The sequence below is a fragment of the Coraliomargarita algicola genome (genome assembly GCF_033878955.1).
Lineage (GTDB): Bacteria > Verrucomicrobiota > Verrucomicrobiia > Opitutales > Coraliomargaritaceae > Thalassobacterium > Thalassobacterium algicola.
In genome coordinates, this window is sequence record NZ_CP138858.1 from 911,520 (window position 1) to 933,543 (window position 22,024).

Consider the following 22,024-nt stretch of genomic DNA (forward strand, 5'->3'; position numbering starts at 1 on the left):
GTTTATTTACTGTTTTTACGATAGACACGCACGTAGTCTACATAGGCATACGATGGCAAGCGATCCGCAGGATTATCCTCAAAACGCCCCACAGCATGCCCCCAATGGTTTTTATTCCCCTTCGCGGGGTCCCCATTCGCGATTTCGACTGTTAAACGAATTCCATGCGTATCATCTGTCGAAATATAATCTTTATTACGATTCACCCAAAATGGCTCGCCATTTAAATAGTAGACTTGGATGTCTTTAGTCCAATAAAGCCCCCATGTATTCCATACATTTTCGTCAAAACTAGTTAAGCCATAGGGCCGAGGTGGTTTGACGCTTTTACCGCCATCTTTGATGTGGATTGCAGCATTGAACTTATCCATCATGCTATAATCGTCTCCCTGATAAGGCACATATTCCATCACATCAATTTCAGATCCAAGAGAGGCATCGCCCGCGTATGGATTATCAGAGAAGAGCCACAGAGCAAACCATGCGGCATGAGCTTTAAACTGTGAGACATTCGCACGCCACTCTATAAAGATCCCTTCATCTCCTGGGCCGAAAGTAACACTCTCCGACTGACTGTAGGTCCCCTTTTCTGAAGTCACCAAATAAGGCGCCAATCGTTTGCCATTTTCGTAACGCGTGCGCAGCGTCAAATGACCACGACCATCCAGGTAGGCTTCTTCAGGTGCCAACGTCGAATCGCGCCAAGTGCCATCCTTACGCCAAATAGCTCCAGGACGCCAATGCTCCGCAGGAGCGGCTCCCTTCTTGCCCTCAAACTCATCATGCCAGATCAACGACCACTCATCACTCAACAGAAAAGCGTCTGTCTGCAAGTGAGCATCCAACTCGTTGGCATTCGAAAACTCCATATTGTCAATATAGATAGGCGACATGCTTCCACCACTGGCGATGGATACAATACCAACGTGCGCCCAATAGATATTGTCATCAAAGCTCGGATCGCCTGCATAATCCCATGTAAAGTGATAACTCTTACCGCCCGCGGCATTTAAGTCCAACTCAAGATCGCTCGTAATATCAAAGGCCGCGCTACCGCCCTGCCCGCCATACATACGCACTTGTAACTTAGCCCAACCAGACTCCGGCAAACTACTTTGCGGCACATACACATCAAAAGACAATGTCGTGGCTGCTTTGATTTCATGAACCAAGTCTTTACGTATCGCAATTTGATTCCAAGCGTGGCCTTTAGTTCCAATCAACTCCAAGCACTTCGCACCATCCGTAATCGCAGCATGAGGTGCTCCCGAATCAACATCCACAAGTTTCAATACAGAGCTCTCAGAGGATTCCCAAGCGGTAGAGCGACTCTCAAAGGAATCTTGCCAAGCGTTGACAGACACGCACGCAGTAAAACTGCTCAAAATGATGGGGAGTATTTTCTTCATAAATAGTGTATCAGAGATGGTTTAGGCAAACTGCACAGATCGCCACATTTCGATACAATCAACCTCCGTCAGCTGAAGCGCAAGTTTGCGCACGTTGCGAATAGCACCGCCCCCACTCAACCCATTGAAGTGGCACGATCAAAGTGCATACCAGCTCGCTACCGATTCACCTAAAAAGTTGCGTTAAGTGCGATGCCATAACACCAGAGAGTGTCTATAGCTTCATCAGCAGATAACCATATGCCTGACACTCGACAACAATAACCGCCCCCTCATCTCGTAGCTCTAAACCGAACTGAGCCAAAAGATTGGCATTAGAAAGCTCCAGAGCGGCATTGAGTGTTGCCGACAAAGGCAGAGGGCTCAAATTGAAGATGGCTAAGATCCGCTCACCGGCCAACTCTCTCGTGAAACTCAGAATTCCTTCCGGTGCTGTAGTATCCAACCATTGTGTGCTGCCTTCAGATAGCGCCTTCTCACACTTACGCAAAGCAACCAGGGACTTCACAAACTCCAGCCGAGCTTTCCCTTTCTGAGTCAGCGCATTTGACCAATCGATGACATGGTTATGCCCATGCATACGATTCGACCATAAGGTGTGACGATTCGCATCGGCCACTTCCTGTCCATTGTAAAAGAACGGCATGCCATCCAAACTAAAACCAAGCACCAATGCCGCATGAATCGCTTCATTCGGACAAAGCACCTCTTGCCTCAATTCCTTATGATCATTACAGATATCGTGATTATCAAAGGCACGTAACAAACGCGCCCCCATTCTCTCCTCTCCGAAATTCTCCAAGAGTTCACGCAACTCACTAACAGGAACATTCTTCTCCAAAACATCATTCAAGAGATAGGTATATCGAAAGCCGTAGCTCACATCAAAGGCATACTCCTGTTCAGCAATACTTGGCGGCGCCGATTCCGCTAACATAAATAAATCCGGCTTCAAGGCTTCGATGCGACGCCTACCCTCGACCCAAAAATCAAGGGGGATTTTAGAGGAAACGTCGCAGCGATAGCCATCCACATCGAATTTTAGGATAAAATGCTCCATATTCTGCCACAAGTATTCGCGCAGCCCCACGTTCTCAAAATTTAGTATCGGAAAGTTCCAATCGTTGGTCAGAATCGAACCATCCTCATGATGCTTCAAAAACTCCGGATGTTCTGAGATGAAGACTGCAGACGGGCCACAATGCAAATAGACGAGGTCTAGAATAACTTTAAGCCCCAGCTCATGCGCCCGCCTGACAAATGAAATGAGATCATCCTCTGTTCCATACTCTGAATCGATTGTATAGTAGTCTTTCTGACGATACGGATTCTTGGGATTGCCCACAGCAGATTCTTTCTGACGAGGACTCCACCCGCTCACATCCATGTCATCATCTGCCTCAACCAGAGGACACAGATAGATGATTGAAAATCCTAAATTCGCGACATGATCCAGCAGCTTCTCAGCTGCTTTCAAAGTCCCGTCTGGCGTAAAGGCCCGCAAGAAGATCTGATAGATGGTCGCCCCCCGCGCCCAATCAGTCATGGGACGCAAAGCCGTTGAATAGGTTTTGCTCGGAGAAGGTTTCATTTCGTTCAATTGAGGTGTATGCATGCTTATAATGTCATGAAGGAGCAGAATTCCAACAATTCGAATGTTGCGATCTGCGTTAATAATACTGATCATAGATCAGCATGCCCAATAATACCCCCAATCAATCCGTACAGCGCACGGTGCAGATTCTTTACCTTTTAGCGGGACAAGAAGGCGGTCTCAGCGTCCGTCAAATTGCTGACCAAATAAAAACAAAACCAAACACCGCCTACCGTTTGATTCGCAGCATGGAATTAGAAAAGCTCGTCGAACGACGGACAGAGCCAATCCGCTTTATTCTAGGTCCAGCAGTCGCGCAATTGTACCATCTCAATCAGGAGCGACACTTGCTCAGTGAAGCCGATAGACTTTTACGATACTACCAAACTCAACAAAGACGGGCCTCTTTTGTCTTTTCAGAAATGGAAGGCACTAAATTCTATACACGACTCCGCACTCCCAGAGAGCGCCCCGGCGTCCTGATTCGTCACCGGGAAAGCGTCAACGCACTGTATGAGACCAGCTCCTCCCTACTCTTCATGGCCTATGCCAATCCACTCTTACTCAGTAAAATTGAACAGAGCTACCCTTTCGAAGAATACGGAAGTCTTTACTGGAAATCGCGGGCAGAACTGAACGAATGCTTAAGACTCACTCGTAAGCGAGGCTATTGCTTTCCACAAAGTCACGGCCCTCTCGGGACTCTAATCACACTATCCGCTCCCGTCTTCGACTCTGGCAATGAAATCATCGCAGCTGTGGGTGGATACATCTCGGATGAACCTGTCAGTCAACGCGAAATCAAACGCCTCATCGAGAACTGTTGCAAGTGCGCGCATCAATTGACCGAGCTGTCTCAAACATGAGCAGATTTTAGAGAAGCGGGTCTCCATCAAGAGCCACTCAATCGACCGAAGCCAATCCCTTCGCTTGCATTCGATACTCACTCGGGGCCAGCCCAGAATGCTTCTTGAACCAAGCGGTAAACTCCGACTGATACCCAAAACCGGCAAGGTAAGAAATTTCCTTCATCGACTGACTGGACGAGCTCAGTGCGGCTCTCGCAAAACTCAATCGCCGCTGTTCAAAGTAGCGCTTAGGCGTGACCGAAAAGTCAGCGATAAAAATACGATTCAGTTGAGCGGGGCTCAGGGCAAAGGCCGCAGCCAGCTCTTGCAGCTGGAATCCATGCTCGATTGCCCGCGCGTCCAGCCAGCGACGCATATCCATGGCACGCGAGTCCTTGTGCTGTGGCAAGTGCACTGTCACCCCTTCCCTTCGTAGCAAGCACCCTGAAACAGCGGCCAACCAGCGCTGAAAACTGCCCAGCACATCCGCATAGACTCCGAAGTCTGCCACTGCCTGTGGCAAGCGATTGTATGCATCCGGATAATGCTTGCGAACTAGCCTCAACATCGGGCCGCACAGCTTACGCCAAGAAGGATTGGCTGATGCCTCCTCCACGATGGGCCCCTCAAATTCCAAAAGCAGCTTGCCGGTGATCCAACGCGCCTCGAAGTGAATCGAAAGAATACGAAGCGAATCACTAAAACGGCGTCGACTGGTCCCCGGCGGCAACAGAACCCACTGCCCTTTGCCGGCCTCCACGTCACTCCCCCCGCCTCTAACCCGGACATGCCCTTCCTCAATAAGCCAAAAAGTAAAATAACTATTATGCATTTCTTCTCCGAAGGTCTGCGGAGGCCCTTCGTAAATCCACACCAAATATGCATCCAAATACTTCCAATCGGAAAAACTAAGTCTCAAACCATCCATGCACGAAATCCATAAAGGAATGATTAAATTAGTAAAAGCTCTTTCGTTGTGAAGTTTTCCCAAAGATAAAGCATGAAAAACACATGACTGATTTCACACACAATCCGCTTCGCTACTACGCAGCTCCCGAAAAAAAATTGAACCTGGATCTAAACGTTGATCTTTGCGTCTTTGCCGGCAATTCCGGCGGTATCATCGCCGCCATCTCGGCCAAGCGTAAAGGCCTTTCCGTCGCCCTGCTCGAACCAGGCTACCACTTGGGCGGACTCACTGCGGGAGGTCTCGGACTGACTGATATTGGAAACAAATTCGCCATCGGCGGCCTCTCCCGCGAATTTTATCGCCGCGTGGGCAAAAAATACAGCAAAGACGAAGCTTGGGTCTTTGCCCCTCATATCGCTGAAGAGGTCTATCGTGAATGGTTGGAAGAAATGGAAATCCCCTGCCATTTCGAGAGCTTCCTTACTGAGGTCGAGACTGTGGATAATCGCATCATCCGGATCCACACCGAAAACGGCATCACCGTCCAAGCAAAGCAATTTATCGACGCCAGCTACGAGGGCGATCTTATGGCCATGGCAGGCGTTAGCTACACCGTGGGACGTGAAAGCAACGAAACCTACAACGAAACCTACAACGGACGACAGTGCAGGCACAAACACCAGTTCGATTTCGACGTCGACCCCTACCTCGTCGAAGGCGATCCTTCGAGTGGTCTCCTACCAGGCATCGATGACGAAGCTTTTGTCCAAGGCGCCGGCGACCAGCGTGTGCAGGCTTATAACTTCCGCCTCTGCCTAACTGACGATCCCAAGAAGAGAATTCCCTTTACTAAGCCCGACGGCTACGACCGAAAGGACTATGAACTTCTCATCCGCTATTGCGAGGCGGGTTACATCCCGGAATTCGAGAAATTCGACCATCTGATCGACGGGATCTACGACATGAACAACCACGGGGCCGTCTCCACTGACTACATCGGCATGAACCATAACTTCCCCGAAGCCAGTTATGCACAACGAGAGGGCATTTTCCAAGCTCACGTACAATGGGTCAAGGGACTCATGTGGTTTTGGCTGACCGATCCAGCCGTCGATGATAGCTTCAAGCAGAGATATCGCCACTTTGGTTGGTCCAACGAAGACTTCACAAAAACTGGCGGCTTCTCCCACGCCCTCTACATTCGCGAAGCACGACGCCTCGTCGGTGAAATGGTCATGACCGAGCACCACTGTCAGGGCGACGAAACGATCGAAGATACCATTTCGCTGGCCGCCTATACAATGGACTCTCACAACTGTGCCCGGATCGTCGTCGACGGTAAGGTCCGCAATGAAGGCGACGTGCAGGTCCACTCCGGCCCCCCCTACCCAATTTCTTACCGCTGCATAATTCCCAAGCGCGGCGAGTGCACCAACCTCTACGTGCCGTTCTGCATCTCTGCCTCACACATCGCTTTCGGATCGATCCGTATGGAACCGGTCTTTATGATTCTGGCCGAATCCGCCGCCGAAGCTGCCAGCATCGCGATCGAGGATAACATCGACTCGCAGGATGTCCCCTACGCCAAACTCAAGGAACGCCTCATCACCGCAAAACAGGTCATCACTCCCGTGCCTCGTGTCGAGAACATCCAAAACGGCGAATAACACAAGAGCTGCCTAACGAACACTCAATGTATTTATGCTGTCAGAACGGAGCGTGATTTCGACTTGAGCGATGTGGCTGGCTTCATCCCATTCAACACGGAGCGCTTGACCTTCAAGATGTATGTCTGGCTCGACAGGACTCCAGAATCGAACATAAGCGCGACCAGGGCCCTGAATCTGGACGAGAAGCTTACGGTCGTTGACCAATTCAACATCGACCAGGCGAAGTCCAACCAATGCTGTCAAAACAGGCCAGCTAGGTAACGTATTCATGGAACGCACCTCAAGCTGTTGCACTCCCTGATTTGGCCGTTCCAACGGCACTACCAGCGAGGCCGGATACACAGCACCATTCAAATGAAGAACGGGAAACGCCCCCGATTCCAACCACTCAATACGATACTCGCATCTTCCAACTCTGAAATGGCTCAAAACAGCACCGGGTAAATCAATCTTGCCCGCAGGCATCAGGTTCAGACTATCCGGACTGAGATCGAGCCCCAAAATGCCCTCGAAGATACTTTGTATGCGCGTTGATAATGTTTCGCAGAACCAACCGCCCGCACCATGCTCCGCCTCCGACAACTCAGGGCGCATATTAAAGTTTTCCGGATAGCTGGCATATTTCCCATAATGATACTCAAAGCTATCACTTAAGGCACGAAGCCCCTCCGTATGCCCCCCCATGCGGAAAAGACGCGTTAGCCCCTGCAACCAGTGAATATAAATAAACTCAAAAGGTGAGTGAAAATGGCCACTCGCTAAGCAGGTCCGGAAGAGCTTCCAGCTAGCATCATAAAACCCTGAAAATGCAGCTTGGGCCAAACGTTGGGCCATAGTAGTATCAATCAACTCGTGCCCAAACATACCATACATAAAATGCAGACCGAACAAACTAAATTGCCGATGCTGTTGACGCGTCTCGGGGTTCACCGAATCGCAAAGTAATTCAACTTCTGGGTCGAAGAATAAAGGAATAAAAGATGCCCGCACACGGTTGGCTGTGGCATGCAACTGCTCGGCAAATTCGACATCGCCACGGCGCACACTCAGAATTTCCCAATTCCTAAGCGCTTCGTACCAAATGCCCGCTTCGTTGACAGTCCATGGGTGTCCACTGCGCCCCACATCCTTCATCGGATGATCAGGCCAATAACCACGCGTACGAATAAGTCCTGTCTCCGCATCACTCTCCGCGAGAATGCGCACAATATGCTCACGACCAGCCGAATACAAATCAGCAGGCGTTTCTTCGCCACTGTGCCAGCTCAAATGCCCAATCAAAGCGAGCCAGGATACATCGTTAAATGTCCAGTCAGGGAACGAATCGTCCATGCCACCATCTAGAAAAAAGTTCGTCCCAATTCCGCCCCTAGGCGTACGGCGCTGCGGATCGGCCAAAAAACGCAAAAAACCTTCGACCAACTCATAGTCGCCACAGTAAAGCAACGCCCGCATACTCATCAAACTGGTATGCGTATCGACGTAGCCTGACGGGCTTGCACTGTGACGTAGCCGATCTTTTCCAAGTTTTAGCGTTTCAGATAAAAGCGGTGCTGTCGCAAATATCACTTCGATGTTAGGCAGGCCCGGGATCTCAGCCACAGGGCAGCGTGCCTGGATAGATTTATAATGCGCATGGCAGCGTGCCTGCACACAACTGTGATCAGAACGCGCACGCTCAAAATTCGCTACAGCACTCTGCCGAGTGGTGCCTGCGGTCATTTGAAAGCGCAAGCAATCCGAGGCCTCAAAACGCCACTGATTCTCAGTCAACTGGACCGGCGCACGGTCCCCCCCGCCGACACAAAGGTATAAGTTCCCGACGATCGGACGATCCGGCACCAGTTCTCGATTCGCAAGCGACGCATTTTCTATCGTTAATAAATCCTGCTGCGACATTCCTTCTGGGAATGGAGGATAAAATCGAGAATAACAGACACGGTTGATCATATAACCAACATGAATAACGAGTGCCCCAACCAGATCGTCCCAACCGAGGATGTTCCAACGCATGGAGTCAGCCTGATTTCGAGCACTGAAATCGAAATTCACCCAAGCGGCCCCCTTACCACTCAGTTCTAGAAAAACTGAACGCTGCTCTAAACTGAGCAGACTTCGATTGGCACAGTTCCTCCCCCATTTGTTGTCGAAACCGTATGGCAATAAACTCACCTCCTCGAAGGCATGTGGCGCATCCCCCACTCCAAAGCGAATGACCTCAGCGGGAAACAAGGCTTGGCTGCTACGGTGCCCACTCTCCCAATTCCAGCAACAGAGCTGATCCAAAGCACCTGAAGCCTGCGAATAACGCACGCTCCAGGCCCCATTACATGCCCAGTAATAGGCCCCAGGCAGACCGCCGCGGCGAGCAAGCCCCAAGCCGTCCTCAGTCAGATAGAGTTGCCGAGGCCTGGGCGGCCAAAACCCTGCAGGCGCAGCCGCGTGGGTATGCGCTAGTAAATCCCAACTCGCACTTGGCGGAACCTGATAAAAGGCAGCTAGAATGTTATTCAAACTCGAAGCGAAAAAGCCACGGAAGATCGCCCCATAGGATCGATCAAGAAACTGGCTCTCCATATATTCGCGTATCGACAAATCCCAGACTGTATCTAGCTCCAGCGTGTAGCGCAGAAAACAATGACGCGTCAACGGATAGCTTTCAATTAAGTACCCAACCGTCCATTCCGGACGGAGGCAGCAGTCACGGGCTCCTGTATTATTAAGAGGAAACTTTCTCATCGCTGCGCTCCGGCTTGGGGTAAATCAATAACTTCGTTAATAGAAACGCTTTGATAGATTGACTGCTCTCCTTGACGCACCTCTACGGTCAAAGGCACATCATAAACCGCAGCGTCCAAATCTGACTTAACGACATACTGCGTCCCACCGTTCAAAAGTTGAATACTCGCGCTGTCACGCAGTGCCACATACTTACTGACTGCTGCGAAAGTATCGATCCAAAGATCATCTCTACAGTCATTCAACTGGTCGAGTAAATCCTGAAAGTCTTTCTCCTCATCTGGCAGTGGGTCATACCCGTTATAATCATCCAGAATGGAATGTATCATCAGGACACTCCATTGCCTCTTTTGTATCTGACCTGTCAGCCAAGCGCTAAATCGATCAATCTCGAAATTTCGCCCGATTCCGTACTGATAGGTGCGCGCATTTACATGATGCTGTAGCACGAATTCCAAGGCTCTTTGATCCCTGGAATTCCCTGAAAAACAAAACGTCTGTGGACGCTGTCCCGTCTGTGCCTCAATATAGCTCAAGGCATCAACGACTTCATGTTGTAGTAATTCCTCGCTGGCATTCTTAAGGTTTGCATGTGTAGAAGAATGGTTCCCCATTTCATGCCCATCCGCCGCAATCGATCGAATTTGCTCCCAAGAAGCAAACTGACGCTTCGACGGATGGGCTCGTTGCTTCAGAGCCATGTCCGTATACTTAGGAACGATAAAGAAAGTCGCACGAATACCACTCTCTTTCAACATAGGCTGCACCACAGTTGCATGATCCAGTAAACCATCGTCAAAGGTCAGGCTGATGGCTGCATCCTTATTGTCATGATATTCGCAGATTCGAATTTCTGGAACTTCAGCCAAGACGGATCCAGCAGTCAGAAAGAGCAAGGCAAGCTGAGCAACAGTACGACTTTGGTTGATTATTTTCATAATCATTAAGATTTCTCAACATTCCCCAACTTAGTGCCTCTATCAGCAATGAGGAGAGACGCTTCAGCACCAGACACAGTCACAACTGCCCAAGTGCCACCTTCTATTTGGAAATTGAATTCGGCTCCTGCAAAATTCTCGTGTAAAGTGCCATACATCGGGGCAATACAGACCAGCACTGCAGTTTCCGGATCTTTGCCTGCATACCAGCGGTAATAGCCTTTACCATAGTGGGTAACAGCAGGCACTCCGTCGGCGCAACTAGGCACATGTTTGTAAAAGTTCTCCCGTGGGTCTAGATTGGAGAACCAGGTGAGGTTGTCTCGGCGCACACCGATCGTATCACCCTCGATATCAATGAGGCATTCCGTCTGCGAATCCGCTTTCACCGGGAAGCGGAAATCCGCCTGATCTGGCTCCCAGTCTGTAAGCGAAGGCACGGGACGTTGCGATTTTAAAACCGCATCATACTGTGTATCGTCGACTTGCTTTACACCCGCCCATTGGCAGAATTCAGCGTCAATTTTCTCATCGCTGTCCCACAAGCGGCTCGGCGGTGGGCCGATGAATATCAGTTCGACTCCCGCTTCGCGACAGGCCTTCAATGTCTGCCAGATTGCGGTCGACACCATCGAAGCATAAGGAAGCGTCAAACGGCGGTAGGCCTTACCTGATAGTATAATTTGTCCGTCGCGCACCTCGGCATTTTCCAGTGCAGGCGTGCTCACATAATCGAAATGACGATTATGCTCCAAGCCTTGTTCTGACAAATTGTAATTACAAGTCATCCACAAACGCACGTAATGCGCACGCGCCGTGCCTTGAAAGACGGGGCTCTCCCAAGAAAACCAGACGGCCATCTCCGAATACGTATCCAAGTCCGCAGGCAATACGTCGCGGAAAGATTCCAGTTGCTTCGCATTGCGGGTCACATCCTTCCAATAAGGATCCCATGGAAATGTAGGGAAATTTTCAGCACAACGCCCGAGGAAAATCATGAACCATTCAATGCGATACAGCATCTTGAGCCGGGTATAATAGTCATACCAAACCGTGCGTGGCTTCTTGCTCCAGTCGTTGACATAACTAAGCGGTTGATCCAGCTCCTTGCGCAAGCTATCGACAAGGACGTAGTTGTAGATCGTCTCCGAATGCCCGCTAACATCCCAACCGGTATCGGTGAATGCCGCTGACAACACCTCCCCTAGCTTGAAGTAATCCATCACACCGCATCGAATGTCCATCGCCATACCGGCATAGGTATGGTGCGTGCCAAGAAATGCATCTTCACCATACTGTGCTTTAGCCTGTTGATTAAACATATACTGGGCGTGATAATTCATCTCAACTATGGCGGCATGATAATCGCGACGAGTCTGAACAGCCTGAGAGCTATCACCGCCATCGAGATCCATTAAGCGCTCACGTAAGTCGTAGCCATAAGTCTCAAGAAACTTAGCAAAAAAGCCTCGTCCTGCTTTATAAGCACGAAATGAGCCGCCCTTGCCAGGCTCGTCCCAACCGACGCCATCCATCGGCACCTCCGCATAAAATGAAAGCAAGTCGGCTTGAGCTTTTAGGTATTCAGGGCTGGATACATCCGGATACTTGGTGGAGCGCATCGCGGTATAGACTTTGACCCGGGTGTAATTTGCAGGCACCTCCCCCTTTAGTTCACAATAATAACCGCCTCCGCGAGGCTTCGACAGGCTCACAGTTTGGTCATCATCGAGCGTCGGCCAATTATAAGCGCTGCCATGCGAACTTTGCTCCACAGAATAGTCTTCCGGCGACAAGAAATGCACCTGCCCCTGAGCATCCCATGCATACACCGCAGAAATTTCCTCAACAATGACCGGAGCTTTGCCTTCGTATTTAACGGTCAACGCAAACTGACCTTCATGGCAGGCGCTCTCTCCCGATACAATCTGCCACAAAGCCATGTTTGGCTCACGTTCGACTGCACGATTCGCCCAGTGACACCAGTCCATATCCAAGGCAAATCTCATGCCATGTTTATGGCTCGTTTCTGCCGCAAACTGAATCGCTGCACGCACCGCTTCATCTTCCAAAGTTTGATGCATGTGACGGCCAAAGCCGATAATAATGCCAAAACCGCCTGCCGCGGCTTCAGCAAGCGCTTCTTCCATATCGGAATAATCGTGTAACCAATCCGGAGTCAGGAATAGGCCCATGGCCTGTTGTGATAGTTTCTCTTTAGTCATTATATTGGTATGTTAGAAATTAGAGTTTATTGATCTGTAATCGTTTTAAGTTTGAGGTATGGTCGCCGGGAATTCACCACATCAGTAAGAAATACAAGAGATCGATGATCCGCATGATACATCCAGGAAGTGTTAATCTTCGGCTCCCAGTGCTCGTCGATTTTCATACTAAAATGAACTCGAATATCATCACGATCCTCACCTGCCTGAGTTATCAGCTTCGTTTGCTTTCCATTAATCACAAATGTTTCATTTCCTAGAATACAGCCAACTTCATATTCACTCAGATTAATAATTCGAAAGGCACCCATGGGAAAGACGCCTAAATCCTGATTCAGCACCAGCGTTTCCAACTTCGGTGCGTGATCCCCTGCAGCAGTATCGACTGGGCGATTCACTTCGGTAAATAGTATTAAAACATCTGTGAGCCCTGGTTTAATAAAGGCACGTGCAAAAGGCTCCCGAAAGATGCTCCCCGGTTCGGCGCCAGGACGCTCTCGAAAAAAGACGATCGGATTTGGTCCAGTATACTCATAGGGACCATTCAGATTAGACTGTCCGACACGCACGCTTACGACCTCTTCACCATTCAAGTATTGGAGACCGTTTGCTTTTGTTGTATCCCATGCTAAGCAGCTAAAACGAACCGAAACGACTTCATCCCCCGCTTGCGCGCTCAGTAAACTAGGAGCCAACGCAACGAAGCAAAATAAAATCATATTGAATTTCATAATAGTTTAGTAATGGCTAGATCGAGGCCGAATCGAGCCAACGGAAAGAACGTATGACAAAACGTCGGCCAAATTTTTTATTGAGGCTACTGGTCAATTGATCCGCTGCCTTTGTAGCGGCTTCGTTCGCGTCGACATACTCAGGCAAACGTTGCACTACAGCCTCGCACAAAACACTCACTTTCTCTGCTGAAACTGGATGTATGGAGTCACCATAAACACGAATAGTGAATGTATCTGAACGGGCATTCAAAACGGGCCCTAGTGCCATCAGAAGATCACTCTGCATAACGTACCCCGTAGCAGCAGCAGATGTGTCGCACCTGTAGCCTGCTTGGGGTACGGTATATTTGAACTGCTCAAATCGGACTCAGTAACTACTTCTGAAAAATCACTATTGATATTAGTTGCATCGATTGCCGCCTGCAAAGGTCCCATCAGGCCCGTATCATCATCAGTCAGTCGACGATTAACGAAATCCGCCAGCGAAACGAAGGGCCCCCTTAGTTTGACTTGCTCGACGATAGCTTCTGCCAGATCCGATATGTGTTGATCCGATAAAGAACGAAAGCCGCGCCATGCATCCGCACTATCTCCCCCAGGTAAGGTCATACGACTGAATGGTGACGATTGAGCAGCCGCACTGGTGAGTGAATTCAGGTTCTGATATGCGACTTCAATTCCATTCGTAGAAGCAAGCAGTGCCTTCCAAGCTTCCACTGATGTGGAATTTACATTAAACGCCCCGTCAACGAGCAGATGCTCAGCTGATTTCAGATACGCGTCAGCCGCAATTTTGGAATCTGAATTCGTATCTACCAAATCATTACTAATACCCTCCAATGAATTCAGATTTATCACCATTCTGGAGTCTGGCAGCGGCGCACCATCCATATATCCCCCCAAAGCTGACTCAAAATCCTGACTTAAATCCTCGCGGGGTGTTAAGCTGGAAAAGAAATAATCATCCCATAGTGCACGATTACTAAAGTAAGACCAATCAACCTGCGTATACGCATCCATAATGGTTTCAACCGCCTGTTTAGGGGGAATAAATGGATTTGCATAAGAATTACCAATCACATAGGCAGGCTCCTGCGCATAACGAGAGATATTGTTAACATGCTGCAATGCTGCCAACGATTGCAACGGTGCCGTAGGCAACTCAAATAGAACAACATGTTCAGTCCCGTTCATATTATCCCAGCCCCAATAACTATTACCATTCGACGCGTTAACCGGAACATAGCTGGAGCTCCAATCAGTAAATGGTTTTATATTGTAAGACCAGTTACCAATCAGCGGAAAATCATAGCCATTATTATAGCCACCGGTGATGCGAACCGGACTGATTGCACGTGGGTTATATCGAGCAAGGAATTGAACTGGATGATCCATATCGATAGCACCAGTAGGCTTCAAATACGTATCGACTAGTCCCAATGGGTGTCGGTATGGCGACGTTGTATTGGCAATTTCTTCAACCAAACCATAATATGTGGGATCTTCCTCGGGCCAGTAGAATTCACGAACAGCAGTGGGATTACGAAAGGTTCCGATACTCGTATTAATAAAGGCATGACTCCCCCACTTCAAATCAGTGCGAACGTAAAGCCTATCGTCATACCCACCGATGTCCCCTCCACCCGATTCACCGTGAAAACGCAATTTTGACCCTGGTTCGATTAGGAGCTCCTCAACTGTATATGTGCCCTCCCCCTCAGTGACCTTAATTCGCTCGAAGCGAAAAAACTCCACCTCTGACTCAACGCTACCGCTATACGGCTCTAATGTCGCTTCAAGCCCCGTAGAGCTATTGTCAGTCGCAGTGACATGGGAAAAGACCTTAACTTGACCAGGCTCCAAGGTCTGACCTTTTAGCACACATACAAGACTAGCATCATCGGAATCCAGAGAACCGTCTGCACCGTCATTCACATAAGCCAACTTGAGTGTAAAACTTTGCAAAGGCCCGCCCGGTTCCTGATACTCGACCTCAATTGGAAGAATCAAAAATCTCCACTGGACCTTAAATTCATCGAAATTAAGCGCCACATTATAAGGATTCCAAATCGTGATTAACGGACTCGCCAATAAATCAACACGATAGTGAAAACTACTTTCAGTGGCGTCATCATACACCTTCACCGCCTGTAGGCTGAGAAATAATTGAAAACGGGTTAAAACCGGATGTATTTGCATATCAGTAGGTCGTGGTATGCGTTGTAGTCCACCGTTATAATAAAAATTAGAACGATTGATGTCGTAACCTAACTGTATATCATACAAAGCTCCACCAATATTATAATTAGCACTACTAGTGCCGTCAGGAGATTGCGGAAAAAATGGACGCGCTTCAATCGAATACTGGCTGCCATCCCAAACAACCCCTTTTGGCTGATATGTCTTATAGTCAACCAAGCGGTCAGGATCGTCCTGTAAATATAGTCGATAATAATTGCGAAGTAAATGCCAGGTGGGTCCGCGTATGCCATCACCATCCTGCGTATAATCATGCGTAAACAAATATTGGAGCTCATGACCTCCAATTGTTCCTTTATGTCCTGCCGGCAGTGATTCCCCACCTGCAGCAAAAGTTGAGTCTGCGTTAAAATCATCCAAGTCCATCTCGAAGGCTAAACTCAGGTCCTTTTTGAGACCACCTTCAGCGACATTGGCCAACACTCCATAACTGGCAGTCGTTAAATCATGTATACGATTTGCCGGTAAATGACTCAATTCCGAGTCAATCGCAGAAACCTGCGACAAGTTCGACAGTCGCTCAATTTGAGATTCAGTCGTCGTATCAAAAGGATCCAGATAATCACTTACTGTAGATGGATCGCTAGCTAAATCTGAAAGTCGAATTTTTTCAACCCCAGTCCGCTGTCCAGTCATCTGAGAAAAATGATAATTCGTATCCGTCTGACCACTAACACTGCGATAAGGATCGATTAAATTAACTTTAGCTTTCACCCCTTCGTCACCGATCCAGTAAGCATAATGACCAGTAGTCTGACTCACAGTTAAATCATCGATCGGCACAAGCTCAGCGACCACTTCATTCTCAGCATTTGCGACATCTTCGAGCAGCGTTACTGACATTGTCGAAGCAACATCAGGATCAGGATTCTCACCAGAGACCAACCAAATGGGACCCGTAGCTGGTATGAATTCCGTAAGAGGATCATGATTCTCGACATTCCAAACACCAGTCCAGTGCCCCTGATTATCGATGGTGCTATTGGAATACAGTTCAGCGGTTGCAGTCACGCGTTGGTCCGGGCCAGCCGTCCGTTGTAATTGATCCAATGCCAGTTGTAAACCCAACAGGGCATTCATACGTGCCGATAATTGAGATGACTGCACATTTGCACTATTGATCTCAACGCGCAGCAGCGTAACCAGGGAGAGACAGAGCAAAACCACAAAACTCATCAGAGACAATGCAAGGACTAATGCAAATCCGTTTTGAATCTGAATCTTCTGTCTATTCGCCGTCATTTTGGTATTTTCAATTCTGATACAATTCGGCCTATAAATCATTAGGCAGTATTGCCCCCCCTCTCAAAAGAGATTCTCGAACCAGCACATAATCAACTTTATTGACCGACAGCCCTTGCTCCAGAGCACTTGCCGCCATGGTACCCGCCGCTTGACCAATGGCCATTGCGATGGGACTGACACGGAATGCAGCCATTGCTTCGTGAGTCGCACTAATACAACGACCGGCAACAATTAAATTGTCCGGTTTGGCCAACAACAAGGAACGCATCGGTATTTGATAGCGGGTGTTCTCACCGAGGTGGTTCGAATTCGTCTCGGCTTTATCGGGCGAATGAATATCAATCGGATAGCCTCCGAGTGCAATCGGATCGGGAAAATTGGTTTCTTCCAGAACGTCGGCCGCGGTGAGTGTATAAAGCCCTTCGATTCGACGCGTCTCACGAATCCCGATCTGAGCGGCACTATCCATACGGATCGCTTGCTCAAAGCCGCGACAGTGCTTCTTTAAGAATTGGAAAATCTCTAAATTTTGGCGACGCCCCTCCATCTCTGCATGACTGAGGTGGTATGGATTCGTCCCATCCACCCCTTGAATACGGGATGTGTTTACGATAACGACTCCGGGTGTCGCCGTTTCGAAAAAGAGCACAAACTCGCGCGGCACATTCACCTCTCCACGTGCTTTAGCGGCTTTCCATGTGTTGGTGTAGGCTTTCAGGCTGACACGAGGGGTCACACGTAAGCGCTTAAGCCCCTCCTCCACTCCAAGGTCGAATTCAAAGTCATCAGGTCGCTCAAAGACATCCTGACGCACAGCCTCCATATCGACATTTCCGATTTTCAGATTCATCGTCATCGGCTGCATCGCTTCGTCCTCAGGGCGCCCCTTGGCAAAGGGTGCCCCCAATGCGGCGCAAAGATCGCCATCGCCCGTGCAATCGATAAAGACCTTAGCTTTATACTTCTGCAAACCAGCCTTATTACACAAGGTCACAGCAGTCGCTCGTTGCCCAGAGGCATCGGTCTTGGCTCCAGCGAAGTGAGTATGATACAAGATCACACCCCCAGCTTCAATGATCATCGCCTCCAACTCCACCTTGAGTGCCTCACTATCAAATGGCGTCACTGTGCTGCAATAAGTGACACTATCGGGAATATGGCCGGGACTTGCATCCTTTGCCATCAGTCGCTGCACCAGTTCTTCAGCCTGCCCCGCCACCACTTGGTCACCGGCAGGATTGTGAAAACTCATCATTGGGCCCACGCCCATCGCAGTGAGCGAACCACCGAGAAAGCCGTGTTTCTCAACTAACAAGACGCGCTGCCCCGCACGTGCAGCCGCTAGAGCGGCGTGAGCCCCGGAAGGCCCCCCGCCCATAACAATGACATCGAAACTGTCTTCGTAATTCATAATAACAACGCGCTTGCGCTTAATAGGCCTCGGGATACACCGCGATTTTAATCGACTCAATGGAGCGATCTTCGTGAGGACGCCAGTAAGGCACTAATTCGATATCGTTGGCTTCGCCAAATTTCACCCATGGGGTCACATTCAACTGAAAACGATTGGATGTGATACGATGGTAACGACGCACAAAGTGACCGTTGACCATAAAACCAACAAGGCTGTGTGAATCGGCGTCCAAGTAAATTTGTGGCGTTTCGAGCCCTTCAAATTCAGCCGGAATGTGCACCATGCGCTTCAGCAGTTTAGCATCGCCACTGTCACCGGGTAAAACAACGGAATCTTCAAAATCCAGAGAATTCATGCTAACTTGCCACTCACCACTCAGGTCCATTTCCGCCACGGGTGTTGGCCAGAGCCATAGCCATGCATTGCCTCGCACACCACATAAAGTGCTGTCGGCTTTAATGACGAGCGCCAACTCATGTGTGCTGCCAGCTTTGAAAGCCTCAGAGATGTAACCATCCATACCAAATTGCTTTTTCTTATGGATGCTTTGACCATTAAGGAAAATCTCGCCTTGCCCAGCAAAATAAGCTCCGGACTTAGACTCCAAGTTCAACGAAACATCGCCAGACCAGTCTTCGGGAATGGTAAAACGCTTGCGTAATATAATGGTTTTAGGCTCTGGCCATTCAGCCGTTTCCCAAGAGCTTAGATTTTTACGGGGCCAATTCGTAACATCGACACCTTTGGCGGTATAGTCGCTGAGCGCCTCGCCCGAATCGAGCAAATGACAAGCCCAGTCTTCCGTCAAATTAAGCATGTTGTCAAAGTCAACCAGCTGAGCGGGAGTCGTGTCCTCTCCTTTCTTGGTGCCACGCCACCAATTACGCTGTAACGCAAACCAGTCCGAAGGCGCAGATTCAATTTTCCCACGGGGGGTCATAAAGACACGGGTTTGTTCCGCCTCGAGGCTGACGTCAATCAAGCCATCGACAATCTCGACTGAACTCTCATCCAGCAGATCCAGGCACCAGACCGGAGCACGGTTCTTCATTTGAAGCTTCCCTGAGATCCCGCGAGAATCATCGCTATTCCACAACACCCAAATATCATAAAGACCGTTGTTGGAAACATATTGACGCACCAAGACGCCGTCCTGCTCAGCAGACCAATCGTAAGGATGTGTATCGACCTCTCTCCATTCCATCAATTGCACAAGCAGATTAGTCAAGGCGTCATCACCCCCATTTGGCAAAGCGTGTAAGCTTTCATAACTACGATGCGCCGGATCCAGACGATCCCGTATTTTTGTTCCGCTAAACTTACATCCAACTTGGACGATATAGCCCTGCCCCAAGCGGCGCACCCCTAAGGCAACGCTGCCGTCATCCCAAAGGAGCACGTCTTGCGCATCGGCAGCGACCTTACGTAGATGTAGGCCGTTGGCACGCATACCGTCCCAATCACCGGAGAGCACAGACTGCCCAGCTGCGAGAGTAAGTTTACCTGATTCGATCACCTTACCCTCCGCATCCATCGCGTCAATTCTCTCAACTGCATAGCCAGTCAATCGCTCAATCGGCCAGGCATCTGCCTCGGTGGTTGTGTGACGGCCGGTCTGCACATAAGTGATAAATGTGCCACCTTCGCGCACATACTGCTCGATCTCGTCCACCATCGACTCACTCATGATCGAAGTATTGGAGTCAAGGATCACGCGGTAAGCGGAAGCATCACCATTCGCAAAAGATGATTCGCTCAACGCATCCGTTGGATAATAATCACGAATGTAGCCAGGCGTATTCCAGCCCCAGTAACCGGCTGATAAGAGTTTATTTGGATCAAGCACCCAAGGAAAACCATTCAACCGTGTGCTCTCTGAGGAATAGAGACCAGCCACTTGTGCTTTTTCAGCATGATACTTTCCAATCAGCTCAAAGAGAGAAAGATTGTCTGTCAAATGTTGCCGAATTTCGGGGTCCCACATCAATGTGCCGATATGAATAAAATAATCGATCGCCTGCACGCCTTCGGTCAACCACAAGCCCTGGAATGACTTGAACCGTTTCAGATCCTGGGCCGGCCCACCTGGCTCCAACGAAAAAGGCAAATCGGCACCACGCATCATAGCAGGTAACATGTCGGCATAAAACCCTGACATATAACCTGTGTTATGGAAATTGGATCCATATTCACGTGCAAGCTCTTTGACATCGTCGAAATAAGCATCTGGTGCCATTTGAACCGCCTGACGGTTCGGGTAAACCTTACGGATGGTTTCCAAGCCGTGGCGCACCGCTTCTTTACGCAACCAACAGTGCCACATGGCAAAATCATACCACTGAGCATTACGCCCGGAATCGAAATAGGGATATCCCTGCGCTTGTTCACCGGAAAGGTATACCCGATAAGATAGTTTTCCCTTCGGCAAGCGTAAGGCTAAAAGGTTATCCCCAGCTTTGACTTGTTCTGTAACATCCACAGCCGACCAATGTGGTTGCATTAATTTAAGCTGTGCCTCATCAACCAATGTATCATTTAACACGGCTTTGTAGCTATCTTGAGATGCTAAGTTTAGATCCCAAACATAAAGCCAAACTCGCTCCTGCGCGTCGATCCAGTCCTGTGAAAGTTCGAAATGACGACGAAACACCGCTGGACGGCTAGGAGTCAGCAAGCTGTGATCGCCGCCCGGAGCCTGCATGCTGGACCAGCCAGAATCATCATGGTCGGAGCGGAACCACTCCTCAGGCGCAGGCTCTGAATCCAGTTTCTTCACCCAATACCGCTCATTGTAGTAAAGTAAATCATCCTTATCAGCATGCTCAGGTGGCAGCGTTTCGTAGGCGATTTTCCATTCCCCGGTCAAATCAAATGCATCCTCACTCCAACCAGCAAACGAAGCAATCTCCGGAACTCGAACAACATCCCAAGACGCGAAATCACTCCCCCAAGCGGCATTCAAAGCATCGAGATCTGCATAGATACTCTTTAAGTATTCTTGATACCCGGCATCCGCCACTGGCCCATACTCCAGGAAGATCGAGTGATTTAGATTCTTCAGCTCACCATGTGGTTCCAACACTGTTACCACATTTTCATTATCCTGATACTTGCGCAACATGGACTCCGCGATATCGAACTGGATCTGGTTAGCCTCTTTCGCGGACCAAGAAGAAGTGCCCCGCGTGCCGAAATACGGCGAACCGAGACGCATATAAGTCCCCGCGAATTGCGGCATCGGCTGCATTTGCTGGTCGCGATAGCGATTCATCAACCAAGTGCCCTCACTCCCCTCCGCAACTTTTATATTCAAACCAAGTGGTAATCCACGCTCTTCTGCCAAAGGAACCATCCACTCCCACCACATCTGGTTATCGAGTCCGCCGGCGGTATCCATCGAATGCACTCCGTTAAAAGCGACAAAGCCGATTTGTCCTGTCTTTTCAGCGAAGTCGAACTCCTCGAGGTAATCGTAAGGCCCCTCTCCCTGAGCGTCCACATAGTCCTTGGGAGCTGTCGTCCATGGCCGGAAATGTGCTCGGAAGCCCCATTTGTCCCAGCGATCCAGATACATGGGCACCTCCATCTCAGTGCTAAATGCCCAATCAGACCAATTTGCCTCATTCAAACCGGCAAGCAGCGCATCACGCGAATCCGATGCAAGAATCCGCACTACATTCCCATTTCGTGCTGTGAGTATATACCCTTGCTCTTCTGCATGTATTACCTTTGCCGTTTGTCCATCGACTTCATACGTCTGCACCGAAACCTTAGGCAGTAGAGACAGATCGGATAGATACTTAGCCTGCAAGAGCTCGGCCTTTTCCAGCGACTCCGATTCGATCGTTAATACCGTGGCTCCACTAGAAAGGACACCTTGCTCAGCAGAGACAGTTCCGAAACCACGTAAATCCCGCTCAGGGAAGATCTCTTGAACGTTAACATTCAACTGGTCGTTACTATCATTGCAAGCGACTAAAGTGAACAATGAGATTCCAGCGAGTAGAGAAGATAATATAGTAGACTTCATGGTGGATTA

Annotated in this window: 13 protein-coding genes; 2 read left to right on the plus strand and 11 right to left on the minus strand. The window is 49.3% G+C overall.

The genetic code is table 11. The features are described from left to right. Positions 1–2: 2 nt before the first annotated feature. Both SH580_RS03445 and SH580_RS03450 read right to left on the minus strand, forming a co-directional pair. On the minus strand, positions 3–1,409 hold the full coding sequence (locus SH580_RS03445) for a glycoside hydrolase family 16 protein (protein ID WP_319833616.1): 1,407 nt from the start codon (positions 1,407–1,409) through the stop codon (positions 3–5). Between the two features lie 214 nt (positions 1,410–1,623). Continuing rightward, a complete protein-coding gene (locus SH580_RS03450; protein ID WP_319833617.1) occupies positions 1,624–3,000 on the minus strand; it encodes an alpha-amylase family glycosyl hydrolase in 1,377 nt (458 codons plus the stop codon). 104 nt (positions 3,001–3,104) lie between these two features. On the opposite strand from SH580_RS03450, the gene SH580_RS03455 reads away from it, so the two are divergent. Then, complete coding sequence (locus SH580_RS03455; protein WP_319833618.1) at positions 3,105–3,869, plus strand: helix-turn-helix domain-containing protein; 765 nt, start codon at positions 3,105–3,107, stop codon at positions 3,867–3,869. A 37-nt stretch (positions 3,870–3,906) separates the two neighbouring features. Here the strand turns inward: SH580_RS03455 and SH580_RS03460 are convergent, their stop codons facing one another. Then, positions 3,907–4,779 (minus strand): helix-turn-helix domain-containing protein, encoded by an 873-nt coding sequence (locus SH580_RS03460; protein WP_319833619.1) that lies wholly within the window; start codon positions 4,777–4,779, stop codon positions 3,907–3,909. Positions 4,780–4,862: 83 nt separating this feature from the next. Between SH580_RS03460 and SH580_RS03465 the strand changes: the two genes are divergently transcribed. Further along, on the plus strand, positions 4,863–6,428 hold the full coding sequence (locus SH580_RS03465; protein ID WP_319833620.1) for an FAD-dependent oxidoreductase: 1,566 nt from the start codon (positions 4,863–4,865) through the stop codon (positions 6,426–6,428). Between the two features lie 12 nt (positions 6,429–6,440). On the opposite strand, the gene SH580_RS03470 is transcribed toward SH580_RS03465, so the two are convergent. From SH580_RS03470 to SH580_RS03505, 8 genes are read right to left on the minus strand one after another with little or no spacing between them, the layout of a single operon-like run. Continuing rightward, complete coding sequence (locus SH580_RS03470) at positions 6,441–9,170, minus strand: glucosidase family protein (protein WP_319833621.1); 2,730 nt, start codon at positions 9,168–9,170, stop codon at positions 6,441–6,443. Then, positions 9,167–10,108 carry a polysaccharide deacetylase family protein gene (locus SH580_RS03475; RefSeq protein WP_319833622.1) on the minus strand — a complete coding sequence of 314 codons (942 nt, stop codon included), beginning with the start codon at positions 10,106–10,108 and terminating at the stop codon, positions 9,167–9,169. Before SH580_RS03475 ends, SH580_RS03470 begins: the two co-directional genes overlap by 4 nt. Before the next feature lie 5 nt (positions 10,109–10,113). Next, positions 10,114–12,333: a hypothetical protein gene (locus SH580_RS03480; RefSeq protein WP_319833623.1), complete on the minus strand. Its 2,220-nt coding sequence runs from the start codon at positions 12,331–12,333 to the stop codon at positions 10,114–10,116. 26 nt (positions 12,334–12,359) lie between these two features. Continuing rightward, positions 12,360–13,064: a hypothetical protein gene (locus SH580_RS03485; protein ID WP_319833624.1), complete on the minus strand. Its 705-nt coding sequence runs from the start codon at positions 13,062–13,064 to the stop codon at positions 12,360–12,362. Between the two features lie 16 nt (positions 13,065–13,080). After that, positions 13,081–13,335 (minus strand): hypothetical protein, encoded by a 255-nt coding sequence (locus SH580_RS03490; RefSeq protein ID WP_319833625.1) that lies wholly within the window; start codon positions 13,333–13,335, stop codon positions 13,081–13,083. Continuing rightward, positions 13,335–16,610: a hypothetical protein gene (locus SH580_RS03495; protein WP_319833626.1), complete on the minus strand. Its 3,276-nt coding sequence runs from the start codon at positions 16,608–16,610 to the stop codon at positions 13,335–13,337. Before SH580_RS03495 ends, SH580_RS03490 begins: the two co-directional genes overlap by 1 nt. Beyond that, positions 16,600–17,982, minus strand: coding sequence for an FAD-dependent oxidoreductase (locus SH580_RS03500; protein WP_319833627.1), 1,383 nt, complete (start codon positions 17,980–17,982; stop codon positions 16,600–16,602). The genes SH580_RS03495 and SH580_RS03500 overlap by 11 nt, the downstream gene beginning before the upstream one ends. 19 nt (positions 17,983–18,001) lie before the next feature. Further along, positions 18,002–22,015, minus strand: a complete 4,014-nt coding sequence (locus tag SH580_RS03505; RefSeq protein ID WP_319833628.1) for a beta-galactosidase — start codon at positions 22,013–22,015, stop codon at positions 18,002–18,004. Between the last annotated feature and the right edge of the window lie 9 nt (positions 22,016–22,024).